We start from the raw sequence: 15,567 nt of genomic DNA on the forward strand, positions 1-15,567 counted from the left end.
TCCTACCTGGTACCGGTCAGGGGTGGATAACTGTCGAATTCGTAAACCTCGACGAGAGCTGTACCGCCCTTTTCGGCGTCGTCGGAAACGTGAATCGTGTATGCTCCCGGCGGTAGATCGAACGTATCGTAGGCGATGTGGGGGCGTTCCCCTCCTTCGGTCTTCAGGGGAAATGCGCCCGCCTGGTTGAACAGGGATGTCCAGTACTGCGGTGGAATCACGACTGCGGGTCGAAAGATGATGACCTCACTGCCGTCGCCGCGGTAGATGCGAAAACGCGGATCCTTGACCAGGTCGCGCAGCCCAAAATTCTCGAGGGACGGACCAACGGCGCGGATGAGGAGTCGTTTTCCGGCATGTCCATCGACGACAAATCCGACGATCTGGATGTCGCGCCCTGACTTGAGCTCAACACGTGCGGAGATGTTGCAGAAGTGCCCGTCGCGGACGACATCCAGTTGGACCTTCGTTGAGATGATGGGAAAGTTGCCACCACTTGGACTCGGTGACGCCAGGCCGTAGAGACCGCTGTCGGCCTCGCCAACCTGATGAAGTATGAGCGGGCTCGTCGTTGCGCCGGAGACCGGCTTGCCATCCTTCGTCCATTGTATCGGGTGGGGCCAGTTTTGAGGCGCCACAAACCAGACCTGTTCGGACGGAGGAACACGCACGCGCCCGGGCGATTCGGGGGGCGCGAATCCATTCTGCAGGTCTGTTGCCAGAAGCAGCCGGGTGATGCCCGGAGGAAGGACATAGGCAGTGAGAGCATCGTCAGCGACGACGGATTGACCGCGGACAGCCGGGAGACTGCCGACCAGAAGTCCCAGCACGGTGAGCAAGAATGATGTTGTTTTCATGGGATAAATCGACCGCTCCAAGGGAGTGGTTCCTGCATGAATAACGCTGGAGAGGCCGGAAAAGATTCAGGGATTGGGAATATTTTCCGATCAATGGACCACGAGCAGGCAACTGGCGATTGGGCTTTGCTTGAAGCAAATGCCTGCGCGTGGATTGCAGAGAGTTTTCCAATCCGCGGGCTATCGAGGGATCTCAAGCGAGTGGCACGTGAAACGTGGCGCCGACATCCACTGCCTGAAGTCGTTCAGGGCAATCCGCCCAGGCGGATCGGATACGTTGGGCGGGCTCGTGGAGCGGTTCGGAGCTCAGCTTGAAGGTTTGCTGATGAATGGGAACGAAGCTTCTGGCATGCGCCTGCCGTGCCATGGCGGCGGCCTGCTCGGGATTGCAGTGCGCTCGAATCCACGGGTCATAGGCACCGATCGGCATGAGCATCAGGTCGAGCGGCCTTTTGAGCGAACGCAACTGCGAGAACGCGGTGGTGTAGGCGGTGTCGCCGGCGAAGCAGACGCTGAAGCCGTCGCGTTCCATGAGATATGCGGAATAGCCGCGATGTTCGTCGCGCACCATGCGTGCGCCCCAGTGGGCGACCTCGAGTCCCGTAAAGCGCACCGGTTTGCCTCCGCTGAGCGGTGGAATCCACGCGGACTCCCCCCAGCCCAACTCGGTCACATTCCTGAACCCGCGCCGGATGAGCAGATCGCTGGTTGAACGCGCGGTGACAACCGGCGTTTCGCGGGAAAAGGATTTCAGGCTGGGAAGATCGAGGTGATCAAAGTGCGCGTGGCTGAGGACAATGATGTCCGGAGTGGGAGTTTGCGTACGATCCAAGGCCGGTTGCAGGTAGCGCTTGGGTCCGAGGATGAACGGATGAAAACCTGGTCCAATGCGTTGGGAAAAGACGGGATCTGTCAGGATGATCGTCCCCAAAAAGTTCAGAAGCACGGTGGAGTGCCCAAGGCAGCTTCCGCTGATCCGGCTGTTTGACCAGGTTTCCGGCTGCGGTGAGAACGGAGCGGCATCGGGTACACCGCGCCCGTCAAAGATCATTTTCCACAGGTACCGAAGGTGGGCCATGGCGAATTCGAATGGGAGATTTTACGGGGACACCACGCGGCCGCAATCACTTGAATCATCCGGTTGCTCCCACCTTTGCTCAGGGCAGAGATTCGATGGATGACCAATGCATGCGCATTCAGCCTTGTGCGAACTGCATCGCGATGATCCTGAGGGCTTCCTCATGCAGCCCTGTCGAGCTCCAGCACAGCGCCGGTTCGACGCGGGCGTGGATCTTCGAGTCGAACAGCGAGTACATGATTCCCAGCACGCAGGCGTCGGTCTCTAGCCCGCAGACGATGGCGCGGGCGATGCCTCGCGCCTTCAGTTCCCGGATCTGCCGGCTGCTCAGTCCGTAGGTGTCCTTGTCAAACACGAGATCTCCTTTCGCGGGAGCAATCAGAAGTTCGGTTCCCCGCGAACCCGGGGAGCAGCACCTCACACCCAGATGTTTCCTGAAAAATGAGCCGGGTGGATTGACGAAGCGGGTGAAAACGCGGCAGGAAAACGTCCGGCTGTACGCTTCGATTCGGCGCACGAGTTCCGACGGAACTGCGAACTCGCGCTGGACATCGACGATGATCAGCGCAGTCGCCACCCCCTCGGGTTTCTTGCGGGAAATTTTGCGCGCGCCAAGACGCTCTTGGTGCACAGAGGAAGTCTTCTTTGTCATGGTCTGTGCGAGTTCAACTCGAACAGGGGCATCGGACAAGGCGGAGGCGCCTTTCGCGGGCTCGATTTTCAAACTGCCAGAGCTTCATGCTGCGGTTGGCTGGCGCGAGGGAGCGTGACGGCAAATCTGGCTCCTCCCAAGGGTGACCGCGCAACCGCAATGGTGCCTCCTTGTGCCTCGACCATCGCGCGTGCCAGGCTCAATCCGAGTCCGAGCCCGCGCTGGGACCGGCTTGAGTCACTCCGATAAAGACGTCGGAATATCGCTTCGCGTTCTGACTCCGCTATTCCAGGTCCGGAGTCATCTATGCACAATTTCACGTCGTCCTGCGCTTCCTCCATGGAGAGATCGACCCGACCGGAGGAAGGCGTGTATTTCAGGGCATTGTCGACGAGATTGCTGACCGCCTGACCGAGGCGGATGACGTCCGCATCAACCATCACGGGCACCCCGGGTGCATGAAGGGTGAGTGTGATGTTCTTTTCCTCCGCGACCTCGCGATAAAGGTCCGCCGCGCGCTCCAGCACAGTGCGAAGGTCAATCCGATCTCGATTGAGCTGCAATGCCCCGACTTCAGCTGCAGAGACGTCAAGCAGCGCCTCCAGAAGGTGCAGCACGCGGTCCGATTCATTGATGCAGTCCGCCAGAGCGGCCTGCGCCTCCTCCGGATTTCCCGTGTTGTGAAGGGCGAGTTCGGCCGTGCCCCGGAGCCTCGTAAGCGGTGTTCGCAGATCGTGCGCGAGATTGTCCAGGGTGTCGCGCAGGACCTGGACATGGGTCGCATTCCGGGTGAGGAGGGTGTTCAGCTGGGCGACGAGCACGGCAAGCTCCCCGCGGCCGCCCGCTCCCGGGACCCGGGCGGCGAGGTCGCCCGTTTCAATGATGCGGCGCGCGGTTTCGGATACCGCGCGAAGCGGCCGTGTCGATCGCCAGGCGAACAACGTTCCGACGAGCAGGGAGAGCGCGATGGCACCGGTTCCAAGGCCGAGGAACGCGCGACGCAATGGAGCGAGCAGGACGGCGCGACTGTCGGTGCTTCGACCCACCTGGAGGAGGCGTCCGTCGATCAATGGGCGGGAGGCGATTGCATAGTCACGGAGAGCGGATTGAGGAATGCGGATTGAATGAGTCTCGCGCGTCGCGGTGAGCCCCGGAGTGGATGGCAGTGGAAACTTTTCAATCGAGGTTTCGATCCAGTCCGGCGGGACCGACGCGAAGACGGTTTCGTTGCCAGGTCCCAGCACACGCACGAAGTAGGAGCGCACTTCTGGAGAAGCCTCCTGCGATATGTCCGCCCGAAGGGCGGAAAGCCCGCCAAGCTCATATGTCTCGGCGAGCATGCTCACCCTCCGCTCGACCGCGGCCCGGTCCCGGGACTCCAATGCATCCGCCAGGAACAGGTACAGGGCTGAGAACAGCACGGCGGCCCCGACCGCAAATACGAGTGCGTACTGGATGGCCAGGCGAAGCGCGAGAGACTGGCGCAGACGTTCAAGCATGAGCGCGAAACAGATAGCCCACGTTTCGGACGGTTTCGATCCGGGTGTGGTCGGGATCGATCTTGCCGCGCAATCGATGCATGACGACGTCGACGACATTCGTCTGTGGATCGAAGCTGTAGTCCCACACGTGCTCCAGGATCATGGTCTTGCTCACCGGACGCCCCGCGTGGCGCAGCAGGAAGGCCAGCAGGGCGAATTCGCGCGGCTGCAGCTCCACGGGCTGACCGGCGCACGTGACCTCCCGGGTGACCAGGTCGAGCGTCACATCGCCGGCGCTGAGTCGGGTCGACTCGGGTGCCTGAGTCGCCCGGCGGATGAGCGCCTGCACGCGTGCGAGCAGTTCTGAGAAGGCGAAGGGTTTTGTGAGGTAGTCGTCCCCTCCGCTTTGCAGTCCCTTGATGCGATCGTCGACGGAGCTTCGCGCGCTGAGGAAGAGGACGGGCAGGGGATTGCGTGCGCCGCGCAAGCGTCTGACGAGGCTCAATCCATCGAGCTTCGGCAGCATCACGTCGACGATGGCGGCATCGTAGGTCGTGGACTGGGCAAGCACGAGTGCGGTGTCGCCGTCCGGCGCATGGTCGACGGCGTAGGCTGCCTGTTTCAGTCCGCGCACAATGAACGAGGCGATCTTGGCATCATCTTCCACCACGAGGATTCTCATCTGCCGGTGAGTGTGATCGAGCGGGGATCCCTTGGAAAGTGCGGAAAGAAAACCGGCATCGCTCCCAGATGGAAACGATGCCGGGTGAACCAAACTCCGCTGGCCTGACAAAGGGGGCGTGAATCAGTTTCCGCTTTCGTCGACCACGACAAAGACGGTGCTTCCGCGGGACCAGAGCTTGAGGAGGGTCTTCTTTCCCTCGGCGCGTTCGCTGAGGTTGACGGCCTCCTCGGATGAGGACACGGGCTGACGGTTGATTTCGAGAATGACATCACCGGGGCGAAGACCGGCGCGGGCGGCCGCGGAATCGGGATCGACGTTCGTGATCAGGGCGCCCCTTATGCGCGGCGGCACGTTCATGGTGCGGCGTGATTCCTGATCGAGGTCGCTGACGGCCACGCCGTTCAGCACGCCCACGTCGGACCCGGCTGAGTACTGGTCGTTGGACCCGGACCCCATGCCGATCCGTCCATTCTTGGGACGCTCACCCGTGACTACATTGATTTCCTGGGACTTGCCGTCGCGCTGGACGCCGAGTGTCACCTTTGTGCCTGGGGCGATCGCGCCGATGCTGAAGGTAAGACGGTTGGCATCGTCGACGGCCTGACCGTTTACGCTCGTGATCACATCGCCGCTGAGAAGGCCTGCCTTTGAGGCCGGACTGTTCGGCTGGACGTCGGAAACCAGGGCTCCCGAATGGTTGCTGAGACCGAGAGATTCAGCCAGGGCGGGAGTGATGTCCTGTGCGCCGACTCCGAGGAATCCGCGCACGACCTTGCCGCTTTTCACGAGGCTGTCAGCGACATGGCCGACGAGGTTGGATGGGACTGCGAGGCCTACGCCCTGGAAACCCCCGCTGCGGCTCAGAATAGCGGTGTTGATGCCGATGAGGCGGCCGTCGATGTCGACGAGTGCGCCGCCGGAATTGCCCGGATTGATGGCGGCGTCGGTCTGGATGAAGTCCTCGTAGGCGAGGCCAAGTCCGGGCCTGCGGCCCTTGGCGCTGATGATGCCGGTTGTGACCGTTTCGCCTATTCCGAATGGATTGCCGAGCGCCAGCACGCGGTCGCCGACTTCAACCTTGTCGCTATCGGCCAGTGTGATGGCGGGCAGATCCTGTGCGTCGACCTTGATCACGGCGATGTCGGTCTGAGGGTCGCGACCCACGACCTTGGCGGTGAGTTCCCTGCCGTCACTCAGGGTGACGCGCAGCGTGTCAGCGTCCTGGACAACGTGGTTGTTGGTGGCGACATAGCCGTCCTGGCTGATGATCACGCCCGAGCCAAGGCCGCTTTGCGGAGGCCGCTGCATCTCGGGGACGCGTCCGCCGAAGAACTGGCGGAAGAGGGGATTGTCGAAATCAAGACCGTCGTTTTCGGAGATGCCCACGCGGCGGGCCTTTGTTTCGGTGGTGATCTTCACCACGCTGGGCGAGACGCGCTTGACGACCTTGGAAAAGCTCGCCGGCTCAAGCTGGCTGCGGTTGATGGGCTGGGCGTCGCGTTTGACCTCGACGCGGGCATTGCTGCTCGTGGAGGCGGCGTTCACGCCGACGATCACGCCGGCAAGCGCAAGCGCGGCGGCCGCGATGACGGCCTTGGGACGTGTAAGGATTGGACGGAGGGATGTGGTTGTTTTCATGATGGGCTCGATAATGCCGTATACCATGCCACACGGACTTTTCAGGACCCTTTCGCCAAAATGACAGAAGTGTCATTTTCGAAAGAGTATCAATTTGGGCCAATTCAAGGACAAATTCAGTTTCTTGAATGAAGTCCGGGTGTTTTGAGGGCCGGCTCCGCATGCAGCAACGGGCTCTTTCTGAAGGCCTTGCCTGAAATGCGGAAAAGTAGTTTCACCTGGTGCGGGTGGCGGGAATCGAACCCGCCTCTCATGCTTGGGAAGCACACATTCTACCGATGAACTACACCCGCGAGAGGTGTGGCCAGCTTGAAGGGTGCGGGCGGCGGGTCAACGATCTTCATCGGACCTCTTTCGGAGCCGCTTCCCGGGAGATGACCCCAAGGTTGGGGTGTTATTTGGCGCGACAGCGGTTGAAGGCGGGGTGAAGTGAGGCTCAACGAATTCCCCCTTTTCATCGCATGCCAACGTATCGCTACCGAGCCGTCCGAGTCGGTGTCCGCAGGAAAATCTCCAGCACGCTCGACGCGAATTCTGGTGCGGAAGCGCTTGCCTGGCTGAAGGCCCAGGGTCTTTCGCCAGTTGCGCTCGACGAGGTTCAAAAGGGTCGCGGTGCGTTGTTTACTTGGGGAGGGACTGGCTTTGCCAGCCAGGAGCTCAGAAATGCGCCCGGCGGAGGCCTGCGATCGGCGGTTGTGCATTGGTGGCGTGCCGTGGCGGCGCAGCCGCGGGTCAAGGCAGGGGTGCTTTGCGCCTTCACCCGGCAACTGGCCACGCTGATCGCCGCAGGGCTGCCGATCCTGCGAAGTCTGGAGCTGCTCACGCGCCAGGAACGATCCAAGGGCATGCGTTTTGTCCTGAGTGACCTGGCTGAATGCATTCGTGCAGGCGAAAGCCTGTCCGCGGCCCTCAGCCGGCATCACGCCGTGTTCGATCCCCTCTATGTCAACATGGTCAGGGCGGGAGAAGCCGGGGGAATGCTGGACGAGATCCTTGATCGTCTGGCTCGGTTTCTCGAAAAATCGGCGCGAATGCGGGGGAAGGCTAGGGCCGCACTGGCATATCCCGTCATCCTCATGATCGTCGCCGGTGCAATCGTGGCCGCGCTCACGACATTTGTCGTGCCGAAATTTGAACAGGTCTTTCTGACCCAGTTGAACGGGCGGAGCCTTCCGCTTTTGACAGAAATTGTGATCGGCATTTCCAAAGGTGTGGCGCGTCACTTCCTGCTCCTGATTTGTGCGGCATTCCTGACGGCCTATGTTGTTGCATGGCTCTCACGCAGAGAGTGGTTCAAACATCGGTTGGATCGCACGGCATTGAGCCTCCCATTGTTCGGGGATTTCCTGAAGCGCGTCGCGTTGGGACCTTTCTGCCGCACGTTTGGAACGCTCCTCGGTGCGGGTGTGCCCATTCTTCAGGCGTTGTCACTGACACGGGACGCAACGATGAATCGCGCGGTGGCCGGCGCTCTTGATCACCTTCATGCGCGGATTGAGGCGGGTGCATTGGTTGCGCCGACCTTGGCGGATGCGCGGGTTTTTCCGCCGCTTCTCGTGGCGATGGTGGAGGTCGGCGAGGCAGCCGGGAGACTTCCCGAGATGCTGACCGGGGTCGCCGACATCTATGACGACGAAATCGAAAATGCCTCGGCGGCTTTCATGTCGCTGCTCGAACCGCTCCTCATTGTCGTCATGGCGGTTGTCGTGGGCACGATCGTGATCGCACTTTTTCTGCCGATGATAGAGATCATCAGGAGCCTGAGCGGGGGGTAGGATCTTCCGTGGTCCGATTGGATGCCAGCCTGCGTGTGAGCAGGGACGTGTTCAGTCCGGGGAGGCGCTCCGAGAATTCCTCGTCGTTCCCGGCCTGGCGCAATGCCCGCTGCACCATGCCCATCCTGGCATCCAGATTGTCGATCATCGAAACAAGCACTGCCTCGGGAGTGGCCGCATAGACGGCGGCGCCCCATTCGGGCTCGCCCTGATGACTCAGGATGATGTGCTCGAGCCGCTCGATGCGTTCCGAATCCAGATGGGCCTTGAGGGCGGCCTTTCGAACCAACTGATAGCCGAGGACGACATGGCCCTGCAGGATTCCGCGACGACTCCGCCGGGTGGAAAGGGTGCCCTCGTATTCAATCGTCTTGCCGACGTCGTGGAGCAGGACTCCTGCAATGGTCAGATCCACATCGGCCTCGGTGTAAACCGGCAGGAGCGCGATGCAGGCCCTCAGCATGTGCACGGTGTGCTCGAGCAGACCATGGCGATAGGCGTGGTGCATCGACACCGCGGCGGGGCTCCAGCGAAAAACCTCGCCAATCTCCTCGAACACGCCGCGAACCGTCAGGCGAAGCTCATCGTGCCGGATGCGGTCGATTCCTTCCTGAAGCTCCTTCCACAGGAGATCGGCGCTTTCGGGAGCGAGCTCGACCAGACTGTCGAGAACCCCCGGAGCGGACAGATCCTCCTCCGACAGGACAGTTGCCCTGACCAGTCGTGGTGAAAAGCGCCCCTGGAAGAAATCCGTCTTCCCTTCGACGCGGATCACCGAGCCCTCGCCGGCGTGCCTGATTGTTTCCAGCAGCGGATTGTCGCTGAAAAGCGTGCATCCAAACGAGCCTCCGCGATCCCCGAGTTCCAGGCTGATGAAGGGATTGCCATTCGAGGCGACCTTGGACGCGAGCTTCCTGATCACCAGGAGTGCGGTGAACGGCCTGCCGGGCACGGGAGCCGATGCCTTGAGTTCGCGTACCGATTGAAGAGGGCTGTCGTCAGGCATGCGGAGTTCCGAGGCAAGGGGATGAGAGTGAGAAGGCAATCGCGGAAATCATGCATTCAGCCGAAGTAGCGCCTGCGGGCCTTCACCTGCACGAAGCGCCGGTCCGGGAGCACGAATGCCGTCAGGTGGCCGCCAAGCACACAGGCTGTGTCAATTCCCGCGGACCACTTCAACGGGTATATTTCCGGGCGGGGGGTGTGTCCGTAGACCACGTAGGGAGGGCCCTTCCAGAGGTCCGCCCAAGCGGGGCAGTTTTCGCAGTCCGCACGCTTGCGCGGTTTGCCGGCTGCATCGATCACTTGAATCCTCGTCACCACGCTGGCCGGCTGGCTCTGCCATGGGGAGTCGGGAAGGAATCCTCCGTGAACGAAGACCGTTTGAGCTTCCCCCACAAAATGCGTGAGTGGCATTTGCTCCAGGTAGATCCAATCCTCCGGACGCAATTTGGAAAGGGTGTCCGCGTCGGTCTCGCGAAGCAGGTCCCGGTTGCCTGTCCGGCGAAACTCCAGCAGCCTCATTTCGTGGTTACCCAGGAGCGACAAGGCGCGATACTGCCTGGCGAGATCGATGACACGCAGGCTGTCCGGGCCCCGGTTCACCAGGTCTCCAAGAAGTATGATTTGATCCTTGGGAGTCGGCGACAGCCGCCTGAGCAATTCGGCGAACTCCGCATGGCAGCCATGTATGTCGCCGATGGCGATGATGCGTCCGTTCATGCGATATCCGTTGATTTTTGCTAGCTTCGCGATGGACGCAAAGTAAACAATCAAGCCTATGGAGTTGAATTTACAGCCGCTGGGGGAGGCTTGCGCGGTGAGCGGGCGCACCTTTTCCGCAGGTGACCGCGTCGTGAGTTATCTTGTTCGCGAACCGGCCAGCCTCGAAATCCATCGCTGCGATGTCGCCGAAGCCGAGCATGATCGTTTCGATTCGCCGGGCGTGGTGGTGTGCCGCTGGGTTCATTCCTTCAAGCCGCGCAAGCCAGGCGAGAATGCCGACCGAGCGTTGAAGCTGACGGCGGAGACACTGTTTCTGACCCTGGCGGATCCCGCCAATGAACCCTCTCCGGAGAATACGCGCCTGCTGCAGTTCCTGGCATTGATGCTCGAGCGCAAGCGTGTGGTCCGCCCCAAGGGACGCAGCGCCGATGGCATGCGCACGGTGATTGAACACGTGAGGTCAAAGCAGCTGTTCGAGATTCCCGCCACCGAGCTCACGCCCGAATTTTTCACGCAGGTGCAGGCACAGCTCAGCATCCTGGTGGGTACGAAATCAGGCGGCCAGGCCCCGGCATCACCGACTGACGGACCGGAGGGGGAATGTGCGGTTGGGTCGGAGGGATGATCCGGCTGGGCAAGAGGGTCGGTATCGCGCCGCCATGCACCTCCAATGTGGGTGGATGAAAACAGTGGTGGAGGGGCACGCTTTGTCGCGACCCGGGGACGGGCGTTGCACAAAAGCGACAGACAACTTTCGCGCGGTTTCGCGGCACACGCGGATCGTGGGAGATCAGTCGACCGATCAGCAGCGGGTCGGCGATGTGCGCCGCCAGTAGTTCGCCCAGTTGAGCGCGAAGCAGGCGAGCGCGAAGACGGCCATCGTGGTGTAGGCCCAGGCGGGCGAGCCGAGGTGGTGCATGCACCAGCCAAGGATCAGGGGCGGGAAGAATCCGCCGAGCGCCCCGAGGCAGCTCACGAAGCCGATGACCGCTCCGGCCTCCGCTCCCATCACACTGGGTATGATCTTGAAGATGGATCCATTGCCCAGTCCCGCCGCGGCGCAGAGGATCATGATCGTCCAGAAAAATCCCTGGAATGCGTCGGGCTCCAGAAACTGGGAGAGGCTGAATCCGCAAACCGCCATGACTGCGATGCTCGTCGCGGTGACGGATCCCGCGCTCCAGCGATCGGCCAGCCATCCTCCGAGCGGCCGGGTGAGCGTCGCCACGAGCACGGCAAAGGGAGAGTACAGGAAGGGATTGGGAGGGCCTCCGGGCGCATTCGCGAACACCTCCGTGATGATGAGCGGCAGTGACGCGCCCATGGCGACAAAGGCACCGAACGTCAGGAAGTAGAGCGTCGACAGAATCCAGGTGTGTTTGCGTTTTGCGACGACTAGCTGCGACGCAAGAGACTTCGCGGGCTGCGGGTAGTTCTTTGTTCCAAACCACAGTGCCGCGGCACAAACGAGGATCACCGGCACCCAGACAAACGCGGCGTTGCTCAGCCAGACTGTCCGCGAGGCTCCGTTCGGCAGTGCAAGCGTCAGCGGCCCGCCCGACAATCCGCCAAAAACCGCGGCCCCCACGATCGCCGGTATGATGAACTGGGCGAGTGTCACACCGAGATTGCCGAGGCCGTTGATGCCCAGCGCCGATCCCTGCAGCTGCCTGGGAAACCAGAGGGTGACCGTCGCCATGGAGGTTGCAAAGTTTGCGCCAGCGATGCCCGTCAGCGACGCCCAGAACAGCAGGGTACCGAAGGAGGTTGAGGGATCGCGCAGCGCCATTCCGGTGCCAATGCACGGCACGAGCATCAGGAGCGTCACGACGGTGTAGGAATTCCGGCTTCCGAATCGGGAGACGATCAGTCCGTACGGAATGCGCAGGAGCGAACCGAGCAGCACGGGAGCGGCGGTGAGCCAGAAGCGCTGCTGCGGGGATATGGCGAAGCCGGCGGATGAGAGTTTTATGGCGATCGCCGACCACATGAACCACACGGCAAACGCCAGCGCGAGCGAGACGGCGCTGATGACCAGGGTCCGCCAGGCGAGGCCGACGTTGGCGAAGGGCTCCGCCTTTTCCGGCACGAGGGCGAGTCGCAGCGGCTGCGGCATGAATCGCAGCAGTCCGGCGCCGCCGAGAAACAGGGCGAGCGATGCGTAGAACGCCGGCCACACGATGCTGAGGTCGCCGCCCAGCGCGGTGTTGAGCACCGCGGTCAGGAGCCAGACCTGGAGCGAAACGATGAGGATCAGGACACCGATGATGCCAACGAAGAGGGTGTTGGTCTTGTTCGGGTGCGCCTGGCTCTGCGCTCGGCGATACGTGCTCATGGCTGTCAGGCGGAGCTGCCGGAGAGTTCGGCCACGTAGATCTGGTCGTCGCGCACGAGCACGGCCAGTTGCGGCAGGGGACGCGGCGGCGGGCCTTGGATGACCTCGCCGGTTCGCGCATCAAACCAGCCATTGTGGCACGGACACTCGATCTTTCCCGTGCCGGGCTTGTAGAACACGGCGCAGGCGAGGTGTGTGCACTTTTGTTCGAAGGCGCGCCATTCACCCGACTCGAGATGGATCAGGATGTAGGGCGTGGCCGATCCGGGCACGGTGAAGCCGTGGGTTCCGCCGGGCGGCACGTCGGCCAGGCGGCAGACCGGATGCTCGCCAACGATGCGATGCGGCGGCATGAGCCTGTCCTTCACCGCGACGAAGGCCGTGCCGGCGCAGAGTCCGCCGGAAACGAGGCAGAGAAATTTTGCGAACTCACGTCGCGACACATGCGTGGCCTCCACGCGCTCGTGGGGAAAGTCGGTCTCCCAGGCTGGCCTGGGCTTCAGCGGGGCGTTGGCTTGTTCTTCCATGGGGATCAGTCCACCCGCAGCGCGATGCTGCCGGCGGGCATCATGATGTTGACCTTGGTGCGCACGGTCTGTGCGCCAAAGATAAAGGTGTTCACGGGGGTGCTGTTGGGCCGCATCCGGGACATCTTCTCGCGTTTTCCAAACCACAGCGCACCGCTCGGGCAGACCGTCGCGCACATGGGGCGCTTGCCCGCGCTGGTCCGGTCGTAGCACATGTTGCACTTCATCATGATCTGCGTCGTCTCCATCTTCTTGGGCACGCCGAACGGGCAGGCCAGGACGCAGTTCGCGCAGGAAATGCAGCGGGCGGTGTTCGCCGTGTGCACGATTCCAAATTCATCCTTGGTGATCGCATCGGCGGGACAGACCCGCGCGCAGGCGGGATCCTCGCAGTGCATGCAGACCTGCACGGAGGTCTGCGGGCTGACGGCTCGATCGACGTAGTCCACATGGATCATCGACGTCTGGCCGTTGGTCTCGCATTCCGCGCAGGCCATTTCGCAGGCGCGGCAGCCGATGCACCGCTGCGGATCAACAAAGAACTCCTCGTCGGTCTTGATCTGCGTGTTTTGCATCGCGGGGATCAGGCGCTTGCGAAGGCGGCGGCCCGTTCGGACTGCGGGGCGGGTTTGCCCAGCGGATGGAGCTGCGCGGCGCAGACCTTGAACTCGGGGATCTTCGAGATCGGATCCAGTTCGCCGGAGGTGAGCTGGTTGGCGGATTTTTTGCCGGGCCAGTGGTAGGGAACAAAAACCGTGTCGGGGCGGATCGTCTCGACGATCTGCGCCGGGAACTCGGCCGAGCCGCGCCGCGTGGCGACACGCACGAGATCGCCGTCACGAATGCCATACTTCGCCGCCATCGTGGGATGGATTTCCAGCATGGGCTCCGGGTACTGGTCGACCAGGCGTCCGATCCGCCGCGTCTGCGTGCCGCTGAGATACTGGGAGACCACGCGTCCGGTTGTCAGGATGACGGGATATTCGCTGTCGGTCGTTTCACCCGGATCGCGGTATGACACGGGATTGAAGTGCGCTTTCCCGTCGGGCGTCGCGAACTTGCGGTCCTCCCACAGGCGCGGCGTGCCGGGGTGATCGAGAGTGGGGCAGGGCCAGAAGACGCCCATGGTTTTTTCAATCTTTTCGTAGGTGATGCCGAAGTAGTCGGCGGTGCCGCCCTGCGAGGCGTGGCGGAGCTCGGTGAAAATCGACTCCGAGTCCTGGAACGCGAATTTGTCGCCGGCGCCCAGGCGGCGGGCGAGTTCGAGAAGGATCTCCGTGTCGGTGCGCGCCTCGCCCGGCGGTGTAACAGCCTGGCGGATACGCACGACGCGACCCTCGGCCGTGGTGACGGTGCCGTCCTCCTCCTCGTGCAGCGATCCCGCGAGAACGATGTCGGCATGCCGCGCGGTTTCGTTGAGGAAGAAGTCTATGGCGGTGTAGTGCTCGAGTTTTTCGAAGGCGGCGCGGACGTAGTTGTTGTTGGGAAGTGAAACCAGCGGGTTGAAGCAGATCGTGATGAGCCCCCGGATCTCGCCGCGGTGAATGGCCTCGATGATCTCGTAGGCGGTGAGGCCCTTGTGCGGGATCTCGGGCTCGGGCACGCCCCAGACGCGGGCGATGTGCGCGCGATGCTCCGGATTCTCGATGTCGCGGTTGCCGGGAAGCTGGTCGCATTTGTGCCCGTGTTCGCGTCCGCCCTGGCCGTTCCCCTGGCCGGTGATCGTGCCGTAGCCGCAGTACGGCCTGCCGATGCGGCCGGTCGCGAGCACGAGGTTGATGCAGGAGAGGACGTTCTCGACGCCCTTCGTGTGATGCTCGATGCCGCGCGCGTGCAGCAGGAAACTGGTCTTGGCGCGACCCCACATCTCCGCGGCCTTCATGATGTCGCGGGCGGGGATTCCGGTCTCTCGCTCCGCCCAGGCGAGGTCGTAGTCCTTGACGGCGGCGGCGGTGGCGTCGAATCCCGTGGTGTGCCGGGCGATGAAGTCGTGGTCGAGCCAGTCGTGTTTCACCAACTGGTGCAGCAGTGCGCCGTAGAGTGCGGAGTCGCGCCCCGGGCGCACGGGCAGGTGCAGATCGGCGGTGCGCGCGATGGGCGTCTGCCGCGGGTCGACCACGATCAGCTTCGCCCCGTTGTCGCGCGCCTGCCAGATCCAGTGGGTGAGGGTCGGGAAGGTCTCGCTGACATTTGTGCCGCAGATCATGATGACCTCCGCGTGGGCGAGGTCGGCGTAGGTGTTCGATGCGCGGTCGAGGCCGAAGGCCTTCTTGTTTCCGGCGCCGGCGCTCACCATGCAGAGGCGGCCGTTGTAGTCGAGGTTGCGCGTCTTCAGCGCGAGCCGCGCGAATTTGCCGACCAGGTAGCTCTTTTCGTTTGTCAGCGAGACGCCGGAAAGCATGCCGAAGGCGTGGGGACCGTGCTCGGCCTGGATGCGCCGGATCGCCGACACGGTGCGGTCCATGGCGGCATCCCAGTCGATCCTGCGGAAGCCGGTGCCCTCGACGCGCTCGATCGGATGCAGCAGACGGTCGGGGTGGTTGTTCTGAAGGTAGCGCTGCACGCCCTTGGGGCAGAGCCGGCCCTCGTTGTAGGGGAATTCCTCCCACGGATCGAAGCCGACGACGCGGTTGTTTTTGACCAGCAGCTTGATGCCGCACTGCATGCCGCAGAAGCAGCAGTGTGTCTTGACGACGCGGTCCGGCTCGTCGCGGCCGGGGAATCCCTGCTGCGGCGGGTAGTTCTTGTGCGGGCCGAAAGCGGCGATGAGCTGTTCGGGCGATGCGGGCAGTCTGGCCATGATCTACGGGAAGG

The 15,567-nt window shown here is 62.6% G+C and carries 14 protein-coding genes and 1 tRNA gene; 2 read left to right on the forward strand and 13 right to left on the reverse strand.

What is annotated here, in order from left to right; genetic code table 11:
• Positions 1-2: 2 nt before the first annotated feature.
• The 7 genes from HS122_17205 to HS122_17235 form a co-directional block, all read right to left on the reverse strand.
• On the reverse strand, positions 3-857 hold the full coding sequence (locus HS122_17205) for a hypothetical protein (GenBank protein MBE7540135.1): 855 nt from the start codon (positions 855-857) through the stop codon (positions 3-5).
• A gap of 193 nt (positions 858-1,050) precedes the next feature.
• Positions 1,051-1,935 carry an MBL fold metallo-hydrolase gene (locus HS122_17210; GenBank protein MBE7540136.1) on the reverse strand — a complete coding sequence of 295 codons (885 nt, stop codon included), beginning with the start codon at positions 1,933-1,935 and terminating at the stop codon, positions 1,051-1,053.
• Positions 1,936-2,053: 118 nt separating this feature from the next.
• Positions 2,054-2,587, reverse strand: coding sequence for an isochorismatase family protein (locus HS122_17215; protein ID MBE7540137.1), 534 nt, complete (start codon positions 2,585-2,587; stop codon positions 2,054-2,056).
• A gap of 68 nt (positions 2,588-2,655) precedes the next feature.
• Positions 2,656-4,086, reverse strand: a complete 1,431-nt coding sequence (locus tag HS122_17220; GenBank protein MBE7540138.1) for a HAMP domain-containing histidine kinase — start codon at positions 4,084-4,086, stop codon at positions 2,656-2,658.
• Positions 4,079-4,750, reverse strand: a complete 672-nt coding sequence (locus HS122_17225; protein ID MBE7540139.1) for a response regulator transcription factor — start codon at positions 4,748-4,750, stop codon at positions 4,079-4,081. Before HS122_17225 ends, HS122_17220 begins: the two co-directional genes overlap by 8 nt.
• A gap of 123 nt (positions 4,751-4,873) precedes the next feature.
• The gene (locus tag HS122_17230) at positions 4,874-6,391 is read right to left on the reverse strand and encodes a DegQ family serine endoprotease (GenBank protein ID MBE7540140.1); all 1,518 of its coding nucleotides are present in this window, start codon (positions 6,389-6,391) and stop codon (positions 4,874-4,876) included.
• Positions 6,392-6,610: 219 nt separating this feature from the next.
• Positions 6,611-6,684 (reverse strand) — tRNA-Gly (locus HS122_17235).
• Positions 6,685-6,852: 168 nt separating this feature from the next.
• Here HS122_17235 and HS122_17240 point away from each other — a divergent pair.
• The gene (locus HS122_17240) at positions 6,853-8,166 is read left to right on the forward strand and encodes a type II secretion system F family protein (GenBank protein MBE7540141.1); all 1,314 of its coding nucleotides are present in this window, start codon (positions 6,853-6,855) and stop codon (positions 8,164-8,166) included.
• Here HS122_17240 and HS122_17245 read toward each other — a convergent pair.
• Both HS122_17245 and HS122_17250 read right to left on the reverse strand, forming a co-directional pair.
• On the reverse strand, positions 8,144-9,172 hold the full coding sequence (locus HS122_17245; GenBank protein MBE7540142.1) for an HD domain-containing protein: 1,029 nt from the start codon (positions 9,170-9,172) through the stop codon (positions 8,144-8,146). The two genes, HS122_17240 and HS122_17245, sit on opposite strands and share 23 nt — an antisense overlap.
• 56 nt (positions 9,173-9,228) lie before the next feature.
• Positions 9,229-9,888: a metallophosphoesterase gene (locus HS122_17250; GenBank protein ID MBE7540143.1), complete on the reverse strand. Its 660-nt coding sequence runs from the start codon at positions 9,886-9,888 to the stop codon at positions 9,229-9,231.
• A gap of 58 nt (positions 9,889-9,946) precedes the next feature.
• On the opposite strand from HS122_17250, the gene HS122_17255 reads away from it, so the two are divergent.
• Positions 9,947-10,516 (forward strand): hypothetical protein, encoded by a 570-nt coding sequence (locus HS122_17255; GenBank protein ID MBE7540144.1) that lies wholly within the window; start codon positions 9,947-9,949, stop codon positions 10,514-10,516.
• A 177-nt stretch (positions 10,517-10,693) separates the two neighbouring features.
• Here the strand turns inward: HS122_17255 and HS122_17260 are convergent, their stop codons facing one another.
• The 4 genes from HS122_17260 to HS122_17275 are packed head-to-tail and all read right to left on the reverse strand — an operon-like array spanning position 10,694 to position 15,553.
• Positions 10,694-12,226 (reverse strand): NarK/NasA family nitrate transporter, encoded by a 1,533-nt coding sequence (locus HS122_17260; protein ID MBE7540145.1) that lies wholly within the window; start codon positions 12,224-12,226, stop codon positions 10,694-10,696.
• A 5-nt stretch (positions 12,227-12,231) separates the two neighbouring features.
• Positions 12,232-12,753 (reverse strand): Rieske (2Fe-2S) protein, encoded by a 522-nt coding sequence (locus tag HS122_17265; GenBank protein MBE7540146.1) that lies wholly within the window; start codon positions 12,751-12,753, stop codon positions 12,232-12,234.
• Between the two features lie 5 nt (positions 12,754-12,758).
• Positions 12,759-13,328, reverse strand: coding sequence for a 4Fe-4S binding protein (locus HS122_17270; protein ID MBE7540147.1), 570 nt, complete (start codon positions 13,326-13,328; stop codon positions 12,759-12,761).
• Positions 13,329-13,336: 8 nt separating this feature from the next.
• Positions 13,337-15,553 (reverse strand): molybdopterin oxidoreductase family protein, encoded by a 2,217-nt coding sequence (locus HS122_17275; GenBank protein ID MBE7540148.1) that lies wholly within the window; start codon positions 15,551-15,553, stop codon positions 13,337-13,339.
• Positions 15,554-15,567 lie beyond the last annotated feature (14 nt).

The sequence above is a fragment of the Opitutaceae bacterium genome (assembly GCA_015075305.1).
GTDB lineage: Bacteria > Verrucomicrobiota > Verrucomicrobiia > Opitutales > Opitutaceae > UBA6669.